16 protein-coding genes and 2 tRNA genes are annotated in these 16859 nt (G+C 70.3%); 13 read left to right on the top strand and 5 right to left on the bottom strand.

The features are described 5' to 3' along the window. The first annotated feature begins 86 nt into the window (after positions 1–86). The 4 genes from ACIBK8_RS31450 (at position 87) to ACIBK8_RS31435 (ending at position 4058) form a co-directional block, all read left to right on the top strand. Positions 87–160: transfer RNA gene (locus tag ACIBK8_RS31450), tRNA-Ile, on the top strand. A 190-nt stretch (positions 161–350) separates the two neighbouring features. Beyond that, complete coding sequence (locus ACIBK8_RS31445) at positions 351–485, top strand: DLW-39 family protein (RefSeq protein ID WP_003958712.1); 135 nt, start codon at positions 351–353, stop codon at positions 483–485. A gap of 223 nt (positions 486–708) precedes the next feature. Further along, on the top strand, positions 709–2634 hold the full coding sequence (locus tag ACIBK8_RS31440) for a VWA domain-containing protein (protein ID WP_399045620.1): 1926 nt from the start codon (positions 709–711) through the stop codon (positions 2632–2634). Next, entirely contained in the window at positions 2628–4058 is a 1431-nt protein-coding gene (locus ACIBK8_RS31435) for a hypothetical protein (protein WP_399045618.1), read from the top strand. The genes ACIBK8_RS31440 and ACIBK8_RS31435 overlap by 7 nt, the downstream gene beginning before the upstream one ends. A gap of 39 nt (positions 4059–4097) precedes the next feature. On the opposite strand, the gene ACIBK8_RS31430 is transcribed toward ACIBK8_RS31435, so the two are convergent. Both ACIBK8_RS31430 and ACIBK8_RS31425 read right to left on the bottom strand, forming a co-directional pair. Continuing rightward, entirely contained in the window at positions 4098–5456 is a 1359-nt protein-coding gene (locus ACIBK8_RS31430) for a serine/threonine-protein kinase (RefSeq protein ID WP_399045616.1), read from the bottom strand. A 56-nt stretch (positions 5457–5512) separates the two neighbouring features. Further along, complete coding sequence (locus ACIBK8_RS31425; protein WP_393684359.1) at positions 5513–6061, bottom strand: helix-turn-helix domain-containing protein; 549 nt, start codon at positions 6059–6061, stop codon at positions 5513–5515. A 128-nt stretch (positions 6062–6189) separates the two neighbouring features. Here ACIBK8_RS31425 and ACIBK8_RS31420 point away from each other — a divergent pair. Beyond that, a tRNA-Ala gene (locus tag ACIBK8_RS31420) sits at positions 6190–6262 on the top strand. Between the two features lie 219 nt (positions 6263–6481). Here ACIBK8_RS31420 and ACIBK8_RS31415 read toward each other — a convergent pair. After that, positions 6482–7216 (bottom strand): DUF5324 family protein, encoded by a 735-nt coding sequence (locus tag ACIBK8_RS31415; RefSeq protein WP_399045613.1) that lies wholly within the window; start codon positions 7214–7216, stop codon positions 6482–6484. A gap of 349 nt (positions 7217–7565) precedes the next feature. Between ACIBK8_RS31415 and ACIBK8_RS31410 the strand changes: the two genes are divergently transcribed. Both ACIBK8_RS31410 and ACIBK8_RS31405 read left to right on the top strand, forming a co-directional pair. After that, positions 7566–8099: a peptidylprolyl isomerase gene (locus ACIBK8_RS31410; RefSeq protein ID WP_399045611.1), complete on the top strand. Its 534-nt coding sequence runs from the start codon at positions 7566–7568 to the stop codon at positions 8097–8099. A gap of 177 nt (positions 8100–8276) precedes the next feature. Beyond that, positions 8277–9185 (top strand): rhomboid family intramembrane serine protease, encoded by a 909-nt coding sequence (locus ACIBK8_RS31405; protein ID WP_399045610.1) that lies wholly within the window; start codon positions 8277–8279, stop codon positions 9183–9185. Between the two features lie 279 nt (positions 9186–9464). On the opposite strand, the gene crgA is transcribed toward ACIBK8_RS31405, so the two are convergent. Beyond that, positions 9465–9719, bottom strand: coding sequence for a cell division protein CrgA (crgA, locus tag ACIBK8_RS31400; RefSeq protein ID WP_393684351.1), 255 nt, complete (start codon positions 9717–9719; stop codon positions 9465–9467). Positions 9720–9899: 180 nt separating this feature from the next. On the opposite strand from crgA, the gene ACIBK8_RS31395 reads away from it, so the two are divergent. The 6 genes from ACIBK8_RS31395 to ACIBK8_RS31370 all read left to right on the top strand — a co-directional run bounded on the left by ACIBK8_RS31395 (position 9900) and on the right by ACIBK8_RS31370 (position 14669). Beyond that, the gene (locus ACIBK8_RS31395) at positions 9900–10670 is read left to right on the top strand and encodes a DUF881 domain-containing protein (RefSeq protein ID WP_399045608.1); all 771 of its coding nucleotides are present in this window, start codon (positions 9900–9902) and stop codon (positions 10668–10670) included. Positions 10671–10708: 38 nt separating this feature from the next. After that, positions 10709–11401 (top strand): class E sortase, encoded by a 693-nt coding sequence (locus ACIBK8_RS31390; protein ID WP_399045607.1) that lies wholly within the window; start codon positions 10709–10711, stop codon positions 11399–11401. An 83-nt stretch (positions 11402–11484) separates the two neighbouring features. Then, positions 11485–11661 carry a hypothetical protein gene (locus ACIBK8_RS31385; RefSeq protein WP_033266980.1) on the top strand — a complete coding sequence of 59 codons (177 nt, stop codon included), beginning with the start codon at positions 11485–11487 and terminating at the stop codon, positions 11659–11661. After that, positions 11658–12296 (top strand): aminodeoxychorismate/anthranilate synthase component II, encoded by a 639-nt coding sequence (locus tag ACIBK8_RS31380; RefSeq protein ID WP_393684345.1) that lies wholly within the window; start codon positions 11658–11660, stop codon positions 12294–12296. The genes ACIBK8_RS31385 and ACIBK8_RS31380 overlap by 4 nt, the downstream gene beginning before the upstream one ends. Further along, positions 12293–13903 carry a class E sortase gene (locus ACIBK8_RS31375; protein WP_399045604.1) on the top strand — a complete coding sequence of 537 codons (1611 nt, stop codon included), beginning with the start codon at positions 12293–12295 and terminating at the stop codon, positions 13901–13903. Before ACIBK8_RS31380 ends, ACIBK8_RS31375 begins: the two co-directional genes overlap by 4 nt. 25 nt (positions 13904–13928) lie before the next feature. Next, on the top strand, positions 13929–14669 hold the full coding sequence (locus ACIBK8_RS31370) for a class E sortase (RefSeq protein ID WP_399045602.1): 741 nt from the start codon (positions 13929–13931) through the stop codon (positions 14667–14669). A 137-nt stretch (positions 14670–14806) separates the two neighbouring features. Here ACIBK8_RS31370 and pknB read toward each other — a convergent pair whose 3' ends face one another. Further along, entirely contained in the window at positions 14807–16792 is a 1986-nt protein-coding gene (gene pknB / locus ACIBK8_RS31365) for a Stk1 family PASTA domain-containing Ser/Thr kinase (protein ID WP_399045600.1), read from the bottom strand. Positions 16793–16859: the final 67 nt, after the last annotated feature.

The raw sequence follows: 16859 nt of genomic DNA, 5'->3' as shown, positions 1-16859 counted from the left end.
GGTCGGGGAGCGGGTCGTGGAGGCGGCCCGCGAACCGATTTTGGGAACGCCTCTGAAGTGCGCTAATCTTTCGGTGCAGCGAACGAGCGGCTATAGCTCAGACGGTTAGAGCGCTTCCCTGATAAGGAAGAGGCCCCAGGTTCAAGTCCTGGTAGCCGCACCGCAGCATCGGCCCGGCCGGAGATTTCTCCGGCCGGGCCGATGCTTTTGCAGGGGGCGGAAGTTGGCGCTGCGCGCGCTGCCGGAGCCAGGTCGTCGCCAACGGCGGACTAGGTAACCGATCGGTATCGACCGGTGTGTATCATCGGCCCACATAGGTCCCCTACGTCAACGAAAGACGAGGTCGCGCGGTGAAGAAGCTTCTCCTGGTCGCACTGGCCGCCATCGGCGGGCTCCTCGTGTACCGCCAGATCCAGGCGGATCGCGCCGAGCAGGATCTGTGGACGGAGGCGACCGACTCCGTGCCCGCAGGTTCGGGTGTGTGAGACCAGACGCACAGCACATTTCGTACGGACCCCGGTCGCCGGTTGGCGGCCGGGGTTTCGTGCGTCGCGGGACGGGTGGGGGGCCGTGGGCGGGGAGCCGGCGGCGCGGTGTCGCAGGGACGTGACACCCCGCTCGTGAATTTGCTACAGCACATTATTAAGTTGCATTGGCAAAGTCCAGGTAGGCGGGCCTGCCGTACGGTGCGCGAGGGGGACGGGAAACGTGGCACGACGACATCGAGGAAGGGCGGCGGCGCTGGTCGGGGGGCTGCTGCTGGCCCTGTGCGGGACACCGCTCCAGACCGCCGCAGCCGCACCCGCCGCACCCGCGGCACCGGCCGGTGACGGTTCCGGAATGGTGATGGTGCTGGACTCGTCCGGCTCGATGGCCGGCGGCGACGGATCCGGCAGCACCCGAATCGCCGCCGCGCGCAAGGCCGTTGGCGCGGTCGTGGACGCCCTGCCCGACGGCTACCCCACCGGACTGCGGGTCTACGGAGCGGACCGGCCCAAGGGCTGTGCCGACACCCGCCTCGCCCAGCCGGTCACCGCGCTGGACCGGTCCGGCATCAAGAAGGCGGTGGCCGCCGTCGAACCCAAGGGCGACACCCCCATCGGGCTGTCCCTGCGCAGCGCCGCGAAGGACCTGCCGGCCGCAGGATCCGACGGCAGCCGGACGATCCTGCTGATCTCCGACGGCGAGGACAACTGCCGTACGCCGCCGCCCTGTCAGGTGGCGGCACAGCTCGGCAAGAGCGGTGCCAACCTGCGGATCGACACGATCGGATTCCAGGTCGCGGGCAAGGCCAGGGAACAGCTGGAGTGCATCGCCAAGGCGGGCAACGGCCGTTACTACGATGCGCCGGACGCCGGGTCGCTGACCCGTCAGCTCCAGAGGGCCGGTCAACTCTCCGCCGACGGCTACCGTTTGAAGGGGGACAAGGTCCGCGGCACGGCCACCCGCACGGGCGCGCCCGGCATCGTCCCGGGGCAGTACCGCGACACCATCGGCCCCAACGAGACGCGGTATTACGCCACGGACCTCGACGCCGCCTCCACCGCCGACTTCTCGGCGACCGTGGTGCCGCAGCCCGGCGCCGCCGTCGGCTCCCTCGACGCCCTGAACACCAAGGTCGTGTACGGCACCGGCAGTTCCTGCGACTCCACCACGGAACTGTTCGGCCAGCACGAAGGAGCCACCCCGCTCACCTCCGGCGTCAGCCGCATACCGTCCCAGAGCGGCACCGGAGGCTGCGACAAGGCCGGCCGCTACTGGCTGGCCGTCCAGCGGAAGGCGGCCAGGGGATCGGACGCCGCACGCTGGCCGCTGGAGCTGATGTTTCACGTGGAACATCCGCTGAAGAAGGGCGTCACACCGGCCCAGTCGGAGCCTGAGTACGGCGCGGGTGGCAAGGGCGCCTCGCTGCCCACAGGAGCCCCTCAGGACGTCACAGGCGGCTCCGGCTTCAACGATGCCCGCACGCTGCGTCAGGGCGTCTGGCGGGACCGTCTGCTGCCCGCACAGACCCTCTGGTACAAGGTGCCGGTCGGCTGGGGCCAGCAGCTGCGCTACGACGTGCAGTTCGCCAACGAGCCGACGGTCAGCGGCCACGGCGGCCACTTCTCCTTCGGGCGCACCCAGGTCTACACGCCCCACCGCGCCCCGGTGGGCAGCGGAACCGGTGAGTTCACCCCGCAGACCCTGTACACCGGCCGTCCGGCCCTGCTCCAGATGGGGACCGTGCCGGTCGCCTGGACCAACCGCTACGAGACGAACCCCAATGTGACGCCGGTGCACAGCAACGGCGACTTCTACATCGCGGTGACGCTGGGCGCCAAGGCCGCCGAGATCGCCCGCGATCCGCAGATCGGTGTGGTGCTGCGGGTCGCGGTGCTGGGCACGGCGAAGTCCGGTCCGCAGGCCGGTTCGGTCGCGGTGCAGCAGACCGCACCGGACGATTCCGCAGCCTCGGCGGACAACGGGCCCACCCGCGGTGGAGGATGGACTTCCGGTCCGCTGCTGCCGGTCGTCTCCATCGGCGTGGGAGTGCTGCTGCTCGCCGGGCTCGCGGTGGCCTTCCTCCGCGCGCGCAGGAAGCCGCGGCCGGACGGTGGGAATGCGGATCCGACGAGGGGTGGATCGTGGTGACGGGGCGTACGACGCACAGCGGGCTCGCCGTACTGACGGCGCTGGCGGTGGTGACCATCATGCCGGGAGCGGTGGGTGTGGCCTCGGCCGACGGCCTCCCCGCGTACCGGACGGCCGACGGCGCCACCCCGATCCGGGGCACCGCCAGCGCCGCGGACGCCCAGGAGTTCGGCAAGGGGCCGCACACCGACGCTCTCAAGCGCGGCGAGCAGAAGTACTACGTGGTCACTCTGGACGCCCGCACCAACGCCTACTTCTCCGTGGTCGCCGCCCCGCCGCACGGCACCAAGGTCGAGGACCACCGCGACAAGCTGACCCTCAGCGTGCAGGACAGCAGCGGCACCACCTGCGACAGGGATGCCGACGCGGCCTTCCACGGCGGCGGTGCGCCGTACCCCATCGGCGACTACGCCACCCGCCGGATCGGCGGCGACCGTACGGACTGCCAGAGCGCCGGCCCGTACTACCTCGTCGTCGGCCGTGAGGGCTCGGCCACGTCCGGGCCCGATACCTGGCCGATCGAGCTGACCCGCATCGCCGAGCCCGTCCTCAAGGGCAGTACCCCGGCGAAACCCGCCGAGGGCAGCCGGCCCACCGAGACACCGGCGCCGCTCACCACGGGCAGCAAGCGCAAGGCCCGGGGCGGCACCGGGTTCAACGACGCGGGATCCGTCGGCCAGGGCCTGTGGAGGGACCGCATCAGGCCGGGCGAAACCCGCTTCTACCGGGTGCCCGTCGACTGGGGCCAGCGGCTGAACCTGAGCGCCGAACTGCCCAACTCCACCGCCACGGCCTCCGGGCACGTCTCGGACGCGCTCGGCCTGACCGTCTACAACCCGGCACGCGGCACCGTCGACGACGACGCCTTTGTCCCGTACGACGGGAAACCGGCCGCCGCCAAGATGTTCACCGCGCCGGTCGACTACGGGAACCGCTTCGACTACAGCGACGCCGTCCAGGCGATGCGGTTCGCGGGCTGGTACTACCTGGAGGTCACCCTCCACCCCGACACCACCCAGTTCTTCCCCCGGGGCGCCGACCTCACCCTGCGGGTGGACGTGCGGGGCAAGGCCCACGCCGGGCCCGGATACGCCGAGCCCACCCGCGACTTCACCGTCACACCCGACGACCGTGAGACGGCCGACAAGGGTCTGACCGTGCAGGAAGCGACGGACGGCGGCAGCCTGCGGACACTGGGCTACGCCGGGCTCGGCGCGGGTGTGGTGCTGCTGGCCGGTCTGGCGGCCTGGACGCTCGTGGCACGACGACGGGGCACGGCGGCGGTACCGGCCGCGGCGCCGCCCTTCCCGCAGCAGGTGTCCCCGTCCCAGCCCACCGAGCCCGCCCCGCGCCCGGTACCGCCCGCGCCGCCTTCCCAACAGGGCCTGCCGCCACAGCAGTTCGGGCAGCCGGGGGACCGGTAGCGGCTGCCCGGACCGGCGTCCCCCCCCAGGACGGACGCGTCAGGAGGAGAGCAGCGCCCAGACCCCGAACGCGATGCACAGCAGCGCGACGATCAGTACCGGGACCGCCACCTTCGGGGGCGGTCCCGGTCGTCTCGCCGGTGCGGCGACGGCCTGTGCCGGGGGCGGGTGCCCGCCGGGTGCCATGACCGGAGGCCGTCCGGGGGCCGGGTACGGGTCCGCCGTGTACGGCCGGGTCGCCGGCGGATCGTTCCGTACCGCTTCGGTCGGCCGGTAGCCAGGTCCCGGGGGCGGCACGGCCGGTGCGGCGGGCATCCGCGGCGGCGGCGGAGCGGATCCCGGCTGCGGCGCCGACGGAGTGGCACCCGGCTGCGGCACCGGCGTCGGCGGGGTGCCCGGCGGCTGCGGCACGGGCAACCGCCCACCAGGAGGCGCGAGAACGAAGCTCCCGGTGTCCGACATCGAGACCTGTCCGGTCGGCGGCGCGGTGCCGGAGCCGTCGCCGCCCTTCGCGGTACGGAGCGGCCCGTCAGGTCCGAAGCCGGAAGGCAGCGGCCCTATGTGGTCGAAGACCTCGACGATCTCTTCTTCGATCGTCGCCTCGGGCAGCAGCTCGGCCGCGGAGAGCACCGCCTTGCGCGCCCCCGTCGCCGTCTTGAACCGCGCGTCCGGGTCCGGGTGCAGCAGCGTGGCCAGCACCTGCCACAGCGGCTCCGGCACGCCCTCGGGCGCGTTCGGGACGCCGTGCTCCAGGAAGCGCCCCACCAGCGCCTCGGCGTCCGGCTTGACGCCCGTGATCAGATACAGCGCGACCAGGCCGACGGCGAAGAGATCGGCGGGGAAGTCCGGTTCGGCGCCCCACATCTGCTCGGGCGCGAAGTAACCCGGCGTGCCCACCACGTAGTTGGTCTCGGTGAGCCGCGGTTCGCCCTTGCGCATCGCGATCCCGAAGTCGGAGAGCCGCAGATGCGGGCGGCCGGTGCCGGTCGACTCCAGCAGGATGTTCGCCGGTTTGATGTCACGGTGCACCACACCCTCGGCGTGCACCGCGGTCAGCCCCGCCAGCAGCTGGTCCAGCAGCACGCAGACGAACCGTGCGGGCAGCGGGCCGTAATCACCGGTCAGATGCGCCAGCGAGCCGCCGTTCACCAGATCCATGGTGAACAGGACCTTGTCGTCGTCGGCGGCCCAGCTCGCCGGGGCCAGCACGTGCGGATGGTCGATCCGCAACGCCTGCTCGCGCACGAACCGCAGCAGCGTGTGCGCGTCGCTCTGCTGGAGCACCTTCGCCGCGACGTAGCGGCGGCGCCGGTGGTCCCAGGCACGCCAGACCGCGCCCACACCACCGCGTCCGATCGGGTCGATCAGCTCGTACCGACCGGCGAAGATCTCACCCATGGTGCCCCGTCCGCTTTCCCGAAATCCGCACGCTCCGCTGCGGCCCCGCGCCGTGCCTAACCCTGGTGCGCCTCGTAGTGCGCGACCGCGTCGCCGGTGCGACCGGCACCGTAGACCCTGAGGAACTCTGCCAGTTCCGGATGCGTGGGGGCGAGGGTGTTCGCCGCGTCGATGATGTCGCCTGCGTCCGAAACGGACCGCAGGAGTGACTGGATTTCGCGCACTACGCGCCGCACCGTCGTCGCTCCGGTCGACGACGTCGCCTGCGCGGTGTTGTTCAGCACCGAGCCTCCGGCGGTCTTCTTGATCTCGTCCATGCGGTCGGTGGCCTCGGCGGCGCTCACGCTGCCGTCGGCGACCTGGCCGGCCAGTTCCTGCAGCGCCTGCACCCGCTGCACCACGGCCGGGTTGCCTATCTTCGCGCGCTGACCACTCATCAGCTGGGACAGCATCGGCGCGGAAAGACCGAGAACGGAGGCGAGTCGTGCCTGGTTGAGGCCCAGGTCATCGATGAGACGACGGAACAGCGCACCCAGAGGCTCCCCGTACCAACTGCGCTGTAGATCCCGGGCCCGCGCGGTGGCTTCCTGCTGTGCTGTGTCCATGCCGTCTCCCCATCTCCCCGATCCCGCTTCGCTGCCGCGAATCTCGCGGTGCATCCTACGGAGAGCGACGGTGTCCGGCGATACCCGGTCGGGAAACCACCGGAACACCAGGTACCCTGGTCCGCGAAGGGGCCTTAGCTCAGTTGGTAGAGCGCTGTCTTTGCATGGCAGATGTCAGGAGTTCGACTCTCCTAGGCTCCACAGCCGGACCCCCTCCGGACCGCAGTACAGCGGTCCGGAGGGGGTCTTTTCGTTGCGGTGGGCGAGGCGGCCGTGGTGCCCGAAATCCCGTTCGTCGCGGGCCCGTCGGCCGGTTGGAGCCACTGCCGTGCGCGCCACCCGGTAGTGGCTCCCGGCACGGCGGTGCCCGTCACCCTGCCGTGGGGTGACGGGCACCGTACGCACGTCCGCGTCCGCCGGTCAGGCGCTGCTGCCGCCCTTGCTGCCCTTGCCGCCGTTGCCGTGCTCGTCGGCCTCGGCCTGCTTGGCCTGGACATCGGGGTCCAGCGTGGCGCCCCCGCTGCCGTCGACCGAGCTGAGCCGGCCCCGGTCGCCGACCTCGGTCGGGGCCGGCGGCTCCACCAGCCAGTCGGGGTTGGCCTGCTTGTCCCACCACTTCCAGGCGGCGACCGCACCGCCGGCCAGGATGCCGAGCACCACGAGCCGCTTGGCCGCCTTGCCTGCGCTGCAGCGCCTGCGGTGCTTCTTCGCGAGCTTCTCGATCTCGGCCGCCGTCACCTGCCCGCGCAGCGCGGCGAGCGCGGCGCTGCCACGGGCGAACGCTTCCTCACGCACCGGCTCGGCCGCCGCGCGCGCGGTGTGCACGGCGCTCTCCACCCGGGGCGCGGTGTAGTCGGCGGCCTGCCGGGCGGCGCTGCGGGTGCGGCAGGCGGCACGGGTCGCCGCCGCGTCGACCTTGGGCGGCAGCGCACCGCGGGCGTGCTCGATCCGCGGGTGCAGACGTGTGTCGTACTGGGCGCGTGCCTGGTGGGCGGCCTCCGCCACCATCGGTGTCATACGCGTACGCGCTTCCTGGGCGAACTGCATCGCGGTGTCCTTGGCCGTACCGGCATACGGAGCCACCGCCTCCGCGGCGTGCCGCACGCTGTCCCTGGCCGTACCGGTCGCGGCGCGCACGCTGTCCTTGCGGGTCACGGGATCCTCCTCCTCGGTGGCGTGTCCGGGTCTGTGGGGGCTGCTCCCCCATGTCTGCTGTGTCGCCTGTCCACCCGATTGAAGATCATGCCCGCTCGCTCCTCGTACGGCAGGTGCTGGCGGGCATCCGGGTCATCGGGGACCTTCCGGAAGCCTTGGGGTGACAATGCCACGATTTGCCGCACCGCGCCCCGGATGGGACGGAACGCCACGCGTCGTCGGCGGCGGCCGGCGGGGCGGCGGCGGAAAAGAGCCGTCGTGCCGCCCGAAGAGCGGCGGCCGGGCGAAAGCTGAGCCGCCCCGTGCGAGGATCGGGAACCGACAGCGAAGACTTATGGAAGGTAGATCCGTGGCTGAGCAGCTCTACGCCACCCTGAAGACCAACCAGGGCGACATCGAGATTCGGCTGCTGCCGAACCATGCACCCAAGACGGTCAAGAACTTCGTCGAACTCGCCACCGGTGAGCGGGAGTGGACCAACCCGGCGACCGGCAAGAAGTCCACGGACAAGCTGTACGACGGCACCGTCTTCCACCGTGTCATCAGCGGTTTCATGATCCAGGGCGGCGACCCGCTGGGCAACGGCACCGGCGGGCCCGGCTACGAATTCGCCGACGAGTTCCACCCCGAGCTGGCCTTCACCAAGCCGTACCTGCTGGCCATGGCCAACGCGGGCCCCGGCACGAACGGCTCGCAGTTCTTCATCACGCTCGCGCCGACCGCCTGGCTGACCGGCAAGCACACCATCTTCGGCGAGGTCAGCAACGAGGCCGGCAAGAAGGTCGTGGACGCCATCGGCGGCACCCAGACCAACCCGCGCACCGACCGTCCCCTCCAGGACGTCATCATCGACTCGGTCGTCGTGGAGACCCGCGAAGGCTGACGCACGTGGGCATCGAGCCCGAGGGAACCATTGCGCCCCGCCCGGTCGTAGACCAGGCGGGGCGCACAGCGTGTCCGGGCGGCGCAGGAAGGCCGCGACGCCCGCCGCGGGCGCTGGCCGGGCGACCGGCGGGTGTGCTGTGATGACGCGCTCAGCCGCAGAGAGGACGAGGGACCGATGGATCAGGTGCCAGGCAGCCCACAGGAGCCGCAGAACGCGGACGGCGAGCGCGGCCTCCCCGGTTGCTACCGCCACCCGGACCGTGCGACCGGCATCCACTGCACCCGCTGTGAGCGGCCGATCTGCCCGGAGTGCATGGTCAGCGCCTCGGTCGGCTTCCAGTGCCAGGACTGCGTACGCGGCGGCAGCGGCACCGGGCACTCGGCGCACGCGACGGCGCCGCGCACGATCGCCGGCGGCGTGGTCGCCGCCGACCCGCGGCTGATCACCAAGATCCTGCTCGGCCTCAACGTGGCCCTCTTCATCGCGGTGTCCGCGGCCGACGACGGGCTGATCGGGCGCCTCGACCTGATCGGCCTGGCCTTCGACCCGGATCAGTACCGGCTCGTCGGCGTCGCGGAGGGCGAGTGGTACCGCCTGGTCACCGCGATGTTCCTGCACCAGCAGGTCGCGCACATCGCGTTCAACATGCTGTCGCTGTGGTGGCTGGGCCCGCCCCTCGAAGCGGCGCTCGGCCGGGTCCGCTTCGTGGCGCTCTACCTGATCGCCGGGCTCGGCGGCAGCGCCCTGTCGTATCTCCTCGCCGCGCAGAACCAGCCCTCGCTCGGTGCCTCCGGCGCGATCTTCGGGCTGCTCGGGGCGACCGCGGTGCTGCTGCGCCGGCTGAACCACGACATGAAGCCGGTCCTGATCCTGCTCGCCCTCAACCTCGTCTTCACCTTCCTGTGGCCGAATATCGCCTGGCAGGCGCACGTCGGCGGACTGGTGGTGGGCGCCGCGGTCGCGTACGGCATGGTGCACGCGCCGCGTGACCGCCGGACGCTGGTGCACACCCTGACGTGTGTGGTCGCGCTGCTGGCGGTCGTCGCCGTGGTGTGGGTACGGACCCTCCAGCTCGTGGGCTGAAGGGGCATCGGCGTCTCGGCGGGCTGGGGGTAACTAGGGCACGGGGCCCCGTTCCGTCAAGTTGTCCACAGCGCGTGGCGGATCTTGTGCACGCTGTGGGGAACGTCGGCCCCGGACCGTACGGACCTGTGTTTCCCCAGTAAGAGCAGGGGGAGCGACGGGCTCGACGCGGGTGTGACAGGTCACACCGGCGTCAACGTCCGAGAGGTTATCCACAGATCTTCTGAAGTTTTCCCCGACTGTGGATAACCGTGTGGATGGCCTTGGGCAGGGCTTGCGCTACTTCCACTGCGTGGAGACGCCGAAGCCCACCGCGATGAAGCCGAATCCGCACACGATGTTCCAGTTGCCCATGGCCTTGATCGGCAGATCGGCCTCGGAGACGTAGTACAGCACGATCCAGGCAAGACCGATCAGGAACATCGCCAGCATCAGCGGCGCGACCCAGCCACGGCCCGAGTTCACCTTCAGGCTGGTGGTCTTCGCCGGCGGCGGCGTGAAGTCGTCCTTCTTACGGATCCGTGACTTCGGCACGAGGAACTCTCCTGTCGATGCGCTGCTCCCCCACTCTCGACTTCCCTCGAGCGGGAGGTGCCCCCTTCCACGCGGGGGCGTACGGGATGGGAGCCGGATGGATGCGCCGGGGAGCGGGTCCTCGCCCCAGGGCGTCCGTTAGCGTAGTGCTTCCGCGGCGTCGTAAGGAGCAAGGGTACGTTGAGCACTTCTGCCGACTCCTCCGCCCGCCCGTCCCGCTCGCGCCTGCGGCCTGTGCGTCTGCTCACTCTCGCCGTCTTCGCCCTCGCCGGGCTGATGTTCTGGCTGAGCTTTGACACCGCGCGTGGCACGGACCTGCGTTCGGACGACTCCATGCTCCGGCTGTCGGACCTCATCCAGGAACGCAGCCAGAAGAACGGTACGCACGACGAGCGCAACGCCGCCCTGCGCGAGGACGTCGAGGCGCTCGCCCGGCGCGACAACGGCAGCTCCAAGGCCCAGGACGCCAAGGTCAAGGCCCTGGAGGAGAACGCCGGCACCGAGAAACTGCACGGCCAGGGCATGTCCGTCACCCTCACCGACGCCCCGCCGAACGCGAGCGCCAAGATCCCCGGCGTCCCCGAGCCGCAGCCCAACGACCTCGTCATCCACCAGCAGGACCTGCAAGCCGTGGTGAACGCGCTGTGGCAGGGCGGTGCCAAGGGCATCCGGGTCATGGACCAGCGGCTGATCTCCACCAGCGCGGTGCGCTGCGTCGGCAACACCCTGATCCTCCAGGGCCGCGTCTACTCACCGCCGTACAAGATCACCGCGGTCGGCGACCGCGAGGCACTGAACAAGGCACTCAACGCCTCGCCCGCGATCCAGAACTACCTGCAGTACGTGAACGCCTACGGCCTGGGCTGGAAAGTCGAGCAGCACGAGGCGGTGACTCTTCCCGGCTACTCCGGCACAGTGGAGCTCCACTACGCACAGCCTGTGAAGCCGTAGCCCGCCCCGCCGGGCCGGCGGGAAGGGGCGGGGCCGGTATGACGGTGCGGTGGATCGTACGGACGCTCAGCGAAATCTGCGTCACCGCCGGCACCCTGATCGTCCTCCTCGTCGTCTACACCCTGTTCTGGACCGGAGTGCGGGCCGACAGCGCGATGGACGGCGAACTGGGCACGCTGCGGAAGCAGTGGTCGGCCGCCCCGGCCGCCGGGCAGCACGACGCACCCGGCCCCGCGCCGTCCGCCCGGCCGTGCCCCTACGAAGCGGGCAGGCCCTTCGCCGCCATGTACATCCCGCGCTTCGGGGCGGACTGGTCCAAGCCCGTCATCGAAGGCACCGCGACCGACGTGCTCAAGCGTGGCCTCGGTCACTACGCGGGCACCGCGCGGCTCGGCGCGGTCGGCAACTTCGCCGTCGCCGGGCACCGCCGCACCTACGGCGACCCGTTCAAGGACTTCCCGCGGCTGCGGCCGGGCGACGCCGTGGTCCTGACCGACGGCACCACCTGGTTCACGTACCGCATCGACAGGCGGCCGTACACCACGCTGCCCAGCGACATCGGTGTGATCGACCCGGTGCCCCGCGCCTCCGGATACAACGGCCCAGGCCGCTATCTGACGCTGACGACCTGCGAACCGGAATGGGGCCACAGCCACCGGCTGATCACCTGGGCGCATCTGGATTCCACCCAACCCGTGGCACAGGGAAGGCCATCGGCTTTGCCCGGCTGACCCACGTGCCCCCACCCTCTCCCCTTAGTCTGGAGGGGCAATCGACATCGTCATCGTCATCGGCAAGTAGGGGCAGCGACAGCATGTACGGCTGGATCTGGCGGCATCTGCCGGGCAACACGTGGGTGAAGGCGCTGATTTCACTGGTGCTGGTGCTGGCGGTCGTCTTCGTGCTTTTCCAGTACGTCTTTCCGTGGGCGGAGCCGCTGCTCCCCTTCAATGACGTCACGGTCGATCAAGGGATGGCAGCCGTCCGATGAGCGCACGCATTCTGGTCGTCGACAACTACGACAGCTTCGTCTTCAACCTCGTGCAGTACCTCTACCAACTGGGCGCCGAATGCGAGGTACTGCGCAACGACGAGGTCGCCCTGAGCCATGCCCAGGACGGCTTCGACGGCGTGCTGCTCTCCCCGGGCCCCGGCACCCCCGAGCAGGCGGGTGTCTGCGTCGACATGGTCAGGCACTGCGCGAAGACCGGCGTCCCGGTGTTCGGCGTCTGCCTGGGCATGCAGTCGATGGCGGTCGCCTACGGCGGCGTGGTGGACCGGGCCCCCGAGCTGCTGCACGGCAAGACCTCGCTGGTCTCGCACGAGGGCGCCGGTGTCTTCCGCGGCCTGCCCTCGCCCTTCACCGCCACCCGCTATCACTCGCTGGCCGTCGAGCAGGGCACCGTGCCGGACGAACTGACCGTCACCGCCTGGACCGACAACGGCATTCCCATGGGGCTGCGCCACCGTGAACTGCCCGTCGAGGGCGTGCAGTTCCACCCCGAGTCGGTGCTGACCGAATGGGGCCACCGGATGCTCGCCAACTGGCTGGTGGAGTGCGGTGACACGGGAGCGGCGGAGCGCTCGACGGGGCTTGCCCCGGTGGTCGGCAAGGCCGGCGCGTGACCACCACGCGCCCCGAGCGTGACGGCAGGTCCCAGGATCCGTACGACCAGCCGTCGCCCGGGTACGAGGCCGCCGGTACGTACGGAGGCGACGCGGCCTTCGAGGCGGCGGTGGGACAGCTCAACGACCCGCTGACGGACCCGCTGCCGGGCCCGGCCGGGACGTACGGCGCGGGCACGGCCGATGCCCCGAGCGGGCCGGACAGCTCAACGGGGCAGCAGCAGGGCCCCGCGGGCCGGACCGGGGCGCGGCCCAGCAGCGAACAGGCCCGGCAGGCGCCGCGCGGACAGGGCTCGCCCTGGTTCCGCCCGCACCCCCAGACGCCGCAGACACAGCCGCCGGCCGACGAGGCGGCGACCGCTCCCCACAGCGGGGAACAGCCCTACGACGGCGGCTACGCCCCGAGGTCCGGCAGTGCCTACGGCACCGGCCGTGAAGCGGGCTACGGCACCGGCCAAGAGCCCCACTCGGTGCACGGCGACCCGATATCCGTCCCTCCCGCCGCCGATCCGTTCTCCGGCGGTGAGCCGGCGGCACCGCGCCCGGCCGCGGCCCGCCCCTTCCGTTCCGCGGCGGTGCCCCCGCCCGCTTCTCCGGTCCCGTCCCCCCACCCCGGCCCGGGGCTGGACGAGTCGACCATGGCGCTGCGTCAGGCCGAGGAGTCTGCGGCGACCGGCGGCAAGAGCCACGCGGGCGGTGACGGTGACGACGTTTCACGTGAAACCGACTCGACGATGGGCCTGTCGGTTTCACGTGAAACCGATCCGGCTCCGGGCGGTCGTGCTGCCCGGCGCAAGGCCGCCCAGCAAGCGGCCAAGCGCGGCGGCAGGCGCGGCAAGCGCGGTGGTGCGGCGACCGCGTCAGCCGCGGCCGAGCCGCCGCCCGCGCCCACCTCGCGGCTGGAGGCCCGTCGCGCCGCCCGAGCCGCCAAGGACAGTCTCGGCCTGATCGCCAGCCGCGCTGTGGGCGAGGTGTTCATCACGCTCGGCGTGCTGATGCTGCTGTTCGTGACCTACCAGCTGTGGTGGACGAACGTGCTGGCCAACGAAGAGGCCGGTGGCGCCGCCAGCACCCTCCAGCACACCTGGGACGAGGGTGGCGAGGAGAAGAAGACGCTCACCCCCGGCGAACGCTTCGCGATCATGTATATCCCCAAGCTGGACGTGAAGGCGCCGGTGGCCGAGGGCATCGACAAGCACTCGGTGCTGGACCGCGGCATGGTCGGGCACTACGACAAGAGCAGCGGAATCAAGACCGCGATGCCGTGGGACAAGAAGGGCAACTTCTCGGTTGCCGCCCACCGCAACACCCATGGCGAGCCGTTCCGTTACATCAACAAGCTCACTCCGGGCGACAAGATCGTTGTGGAGACGCAGAGCACGTATTACACGTACCAGATGGAGAGCATCCTCCCGCAGACCAGTCCGCAGAACGTCAGCGTCATCCAACCGGTGCCGCAGGCTTCCGGATTCAAGGGGCCGGGCCGCTACATCACGCTGACGACCTGCACCCCGGAATTCACCAGTACCTATCGGATGATCGTCTGGGGCAAGATGGTCGACGAGCGACCGCGGAGCAAGGGCGAACCGGAAGCGCTCACCGGCTGACCGAAGGTAAGAGGGGTATTACGCGGTGACTGCCACGGACCACGAACAGGACATCGACCGGTCCACGCCGTCACGCCGTCCACGCCGGGTGCGAGGGGCGATCGCCTCGGTGATCAGCGTCTTCGGTGAGCTGCTGATCACCGCGGGGCTGATCCTGGGGCTCTTCGTCGTCTACTCCCTGTGGTGGACGAACGTCCTCGCCGACCGCGCCTCCCACAAGCAGAGTGACGAGGTGCGCAAGCACTGGGCGTCCAGCGGGCCGAAGGGGCCGGGAAAGCTGGACACCAAGGACGGCATCGGCTTCCTGCACGTACCGGCCATGAAGAACGGCGAGGTGCTGGTCAAGCAGGGCACCGAAGACACGATCCTCAACGAGGGTGTGGCCGGCTACTACACCAAGCCGGTCAAGTCGGAGCTGCCGCAGGACAAGAAGGGCAACTTCACGCTCGCCGCCCACCGCGACGGTCACGGCGCCAAGTTCCACAACATCGACAAGCTCCAGGACGGCGATCCGATCGTCTTCGAGACGAAGGACACCTGGTACATCTACAAGGTCTACGCGACGCTCCCCCAGACCTCGAAGTACAACGTCGATGTCCTCGACGAGGTCCCCAAGGAGTCCGGCAAGCACAAGGCGGGCCGCTACATCACGCTCACCACCTGCACTCCGGTCTACACCTCGGACTACCGCTACATCGTCTGGGGCGAGCTGGAACGCACGGAGAAGGTCGACGCCGACCGTACGCCGCCCCCGGAGCTCCGCTGAGGCGCATCCGCGGCGGTGCTGCCGACGCGGCGGGGCGGGCAGCCATGACGTGAGCCCCGTTGGCCCTTTCCAGGGCCGCCGGGGCTCAGTCGTACGTTCGGCGCTGTGGCCCCGGGAGCCGGGGCCACAGCGGGCCGTCAGTGGTGCCAGCCGAGGATGCCGCCGTCGTCGTTGTCATCGCCGCCGCCACCGATGGTGGTCAGCGTCACGGTCGTCGACTTCGGGTCGGACGGGGTCTGTCCCGCGGGGTCCTGCGACATGACGCGGGCGTTGTCGTCATCGGAACTGCCGTCGGCGAACTGGATGTTGGTGAATCCCGCCTGCTCCAGCGCCTTCTTGGCGTCCTTCACCTTCTGGGTGACCACGTTCGGCACCGGCGTCTGCGCGGCGGCCTTGCCGACGGTCAGTGTGACCATCGAGTTCTTGTCGACCTCGGTGGTGCCCGGCGGGTTCATCGCGGTGACCTTGCCGACCTGCGCCGGGTCGGACACGTCCTGCTCCTGCTTGGTCACCTGGAGGCCGAGGTCCTTCAGCTGCTTCTCCGCCGCGGCGAAGTCGTTGCCGACGACGTCGGGGACCTTGACCTTCGGGCTCGCCTTGGCGATGGACAGCGTGATCGTCGTGTCCTTGGGCTTCTTCGTGCCCGCCTTCGGGTCCTGGGAGACCACCGTGCCGGGTTCCCGGTCGGCGACGACGGACTGGGTCTCGATGTTGGTGAAGCCCTTGTCCTTGAGGTCGGCCTTGGCGTCTTCCTCGGTGAGGTTCGTCAGGCTCGGGACCGTGATCTCGGCGGGCCCGGTGCACATCGTGACGGTGACGGTGTCGCCCTTGCTGATGTCGCTGTCGGCTTCCGGGTCCTGCTTGGTGACCTGGCCCTTGTCGGCGTTCTCGCAGGACTCGCTGCCGCCCTTGACGACCTTGAAGTTGCCGTTGCGGCCCGCTTCCTTGGCCTGGTCCAGCGTCTTGCCGATGAGCGGGGGCACCGACATCGTCCCGCTGGTCTTGTTGCTGCTGAACATCGCCTTGCCGATGAAGATCGCGCCGACCAGGACGAGCACACCGGCGACGGCGAGCAGGATCGTCGAGGTGTGGCTCTTCTTCTGGCCGCCGGATGAGCCGCCGCGGCGCCGGCCGTCCCGCTCGTCGTAGCCGTAGCCGCCGTCGTCCGGGTTCATCGGCGGCAGCATGGAGGTCTGCCCCGCCGGGTCCTGCGGACGCAGCATGGTGGTGGGCTGGTCCTGGTCGAAGCCGCCGGCGCCCATCGCCGCGGTGGCCGCCACCGGCTGCCCGTCGAGGGCCGCCTCGATGTCGGCCCGCATCTCGTCGGCCGACTGGTAGCGGTAGTCGGGGTCCTTGACCAGCGCCTTGAGGACGATGGCGTCCATCTCCGGCGTGATCTCGGGATCGAAGTTGCTGGGCTTCTGCGGTTCCTCGCGCACGTGCTGATAGGCCACGGCGACGGGGGAGTCACCGACGAACGGCGGACGCACGGTGAGCAGCTCGTAGAGCAGGCAGCCGGTGGAGTACAGGTCGGAACGGGCGTCGACCTGCTCGCCCTTGGCCTGCTCCGGCGAGAGGTACTGGGCGGTGCCGATGACCGCGGCGGTCTGCGTCATGGTCATTCCGGCGTCGCCCATCGCGCGGGCGATACCGAAGTCCATGACCTTGACCTGGCCGGTGCGGGTCAGCATCACGTTGGCCGGTTTGATGTCGCGGTGCACGATGCCGGCCCGGTGCGAGTACTCCAGCGCCTGGAGCACACCGGTGGTCATCTCCAGTGACCGCTCGGGCAGCAGCTTCCGCCCGGAGTGCAGCAGCTCTCTCAGCGTGGAACCGTCGACGTACTCCATGACGATGTACGGGATCGAGACGCCGTCGACATAGTCCTCGCCGGTGTCGTAGACCGCGACGATGGACGGATGGTTCAGCGAGGCGGCCGACTGGGCCTCACGGCGGAACCGGGCCTGGAAGGACGGGTCGCGGGCGAGATCCACCCGGAGCGTCTTCACCGCTACGGTGCGGCCCAGGCGGCTGTCGTGCGCGAGGTACACCTCGGCCATGCCACCGCGGCCGAGCACCGAGCCCAGCTCGTACCGGCCGCCGAGGCGACGCGGCTCTTCCATAAGCTTCTCCAGCCCTCTCCGTCAGTCCCGACCGCACCCGTGTGTGGTCCGGCGGTGTGCTGTCCGG

Origin of the sequence: Streptomyces sp. NPDC050161 (genome assembly GCF_044460025.1) — a bacterium.
Lineage (GTDB): Bacteria > Actinomycetota > Actinomycetes > Streptomycetales > Streptomycetaceae > Streptomyces.
The sequence above is the reverse complement of the archived record's forward strand: the minus strand, read 5'-3'. Positions and strand labels throughout refer to the sequence as shown.

Coding starts and splice junctions, on each gene's coding strand:
- ACIBK8_RS31380 (WP_393684345.1), top strand. CDS start 11,658: ATGAGCGCACGCATTCTGGTCGTCGACAACTACGACAGCTTCGTCTTC.
- ACIBK8_RS31385 (WP_033266980.1), top strand. CDS start 11,485: ATGTACGGCTGGATCTGGCGGCATCTGCCGGGCAACACGTGGGTGAAG.
- ACIBK8_RS31390 (WP_399045607.1), top strand. CDS start 10,709: ATGACGGTGCGGTGGATCGTACGGACGCTCAGCGAAATCTGCGTCACC.
- ACIBK8_RS31405 (WP_399045610.1), top strand. CDS start 8,277: ATGGATCAGGTGCCAGGCAGCCCACAGGAGCCGCAGAACGCGGACGGC.
- ACIBK8_RS31430 (WP_399045616.1), bottom strand. CDS start 5,456: ATGGGTGAGATCTTCGCCGGTCGGTACGAGCTGATCGACCCGATCGGA.
- pknB (WP_399045600.1), bottom strand. CDS start 16,792: ATGGAAGAGCCGCGTCGCCTCGGCGGCCGGTACGAGCTGGGCTCGGTG.
- ACIBK8_RS31425 (WP_393684359.1), bottom strand. CDS start 6,061: ATGGACACAGCACAGCAGGAAGCCACCGCGCGGGCCCGGGATCTACAG.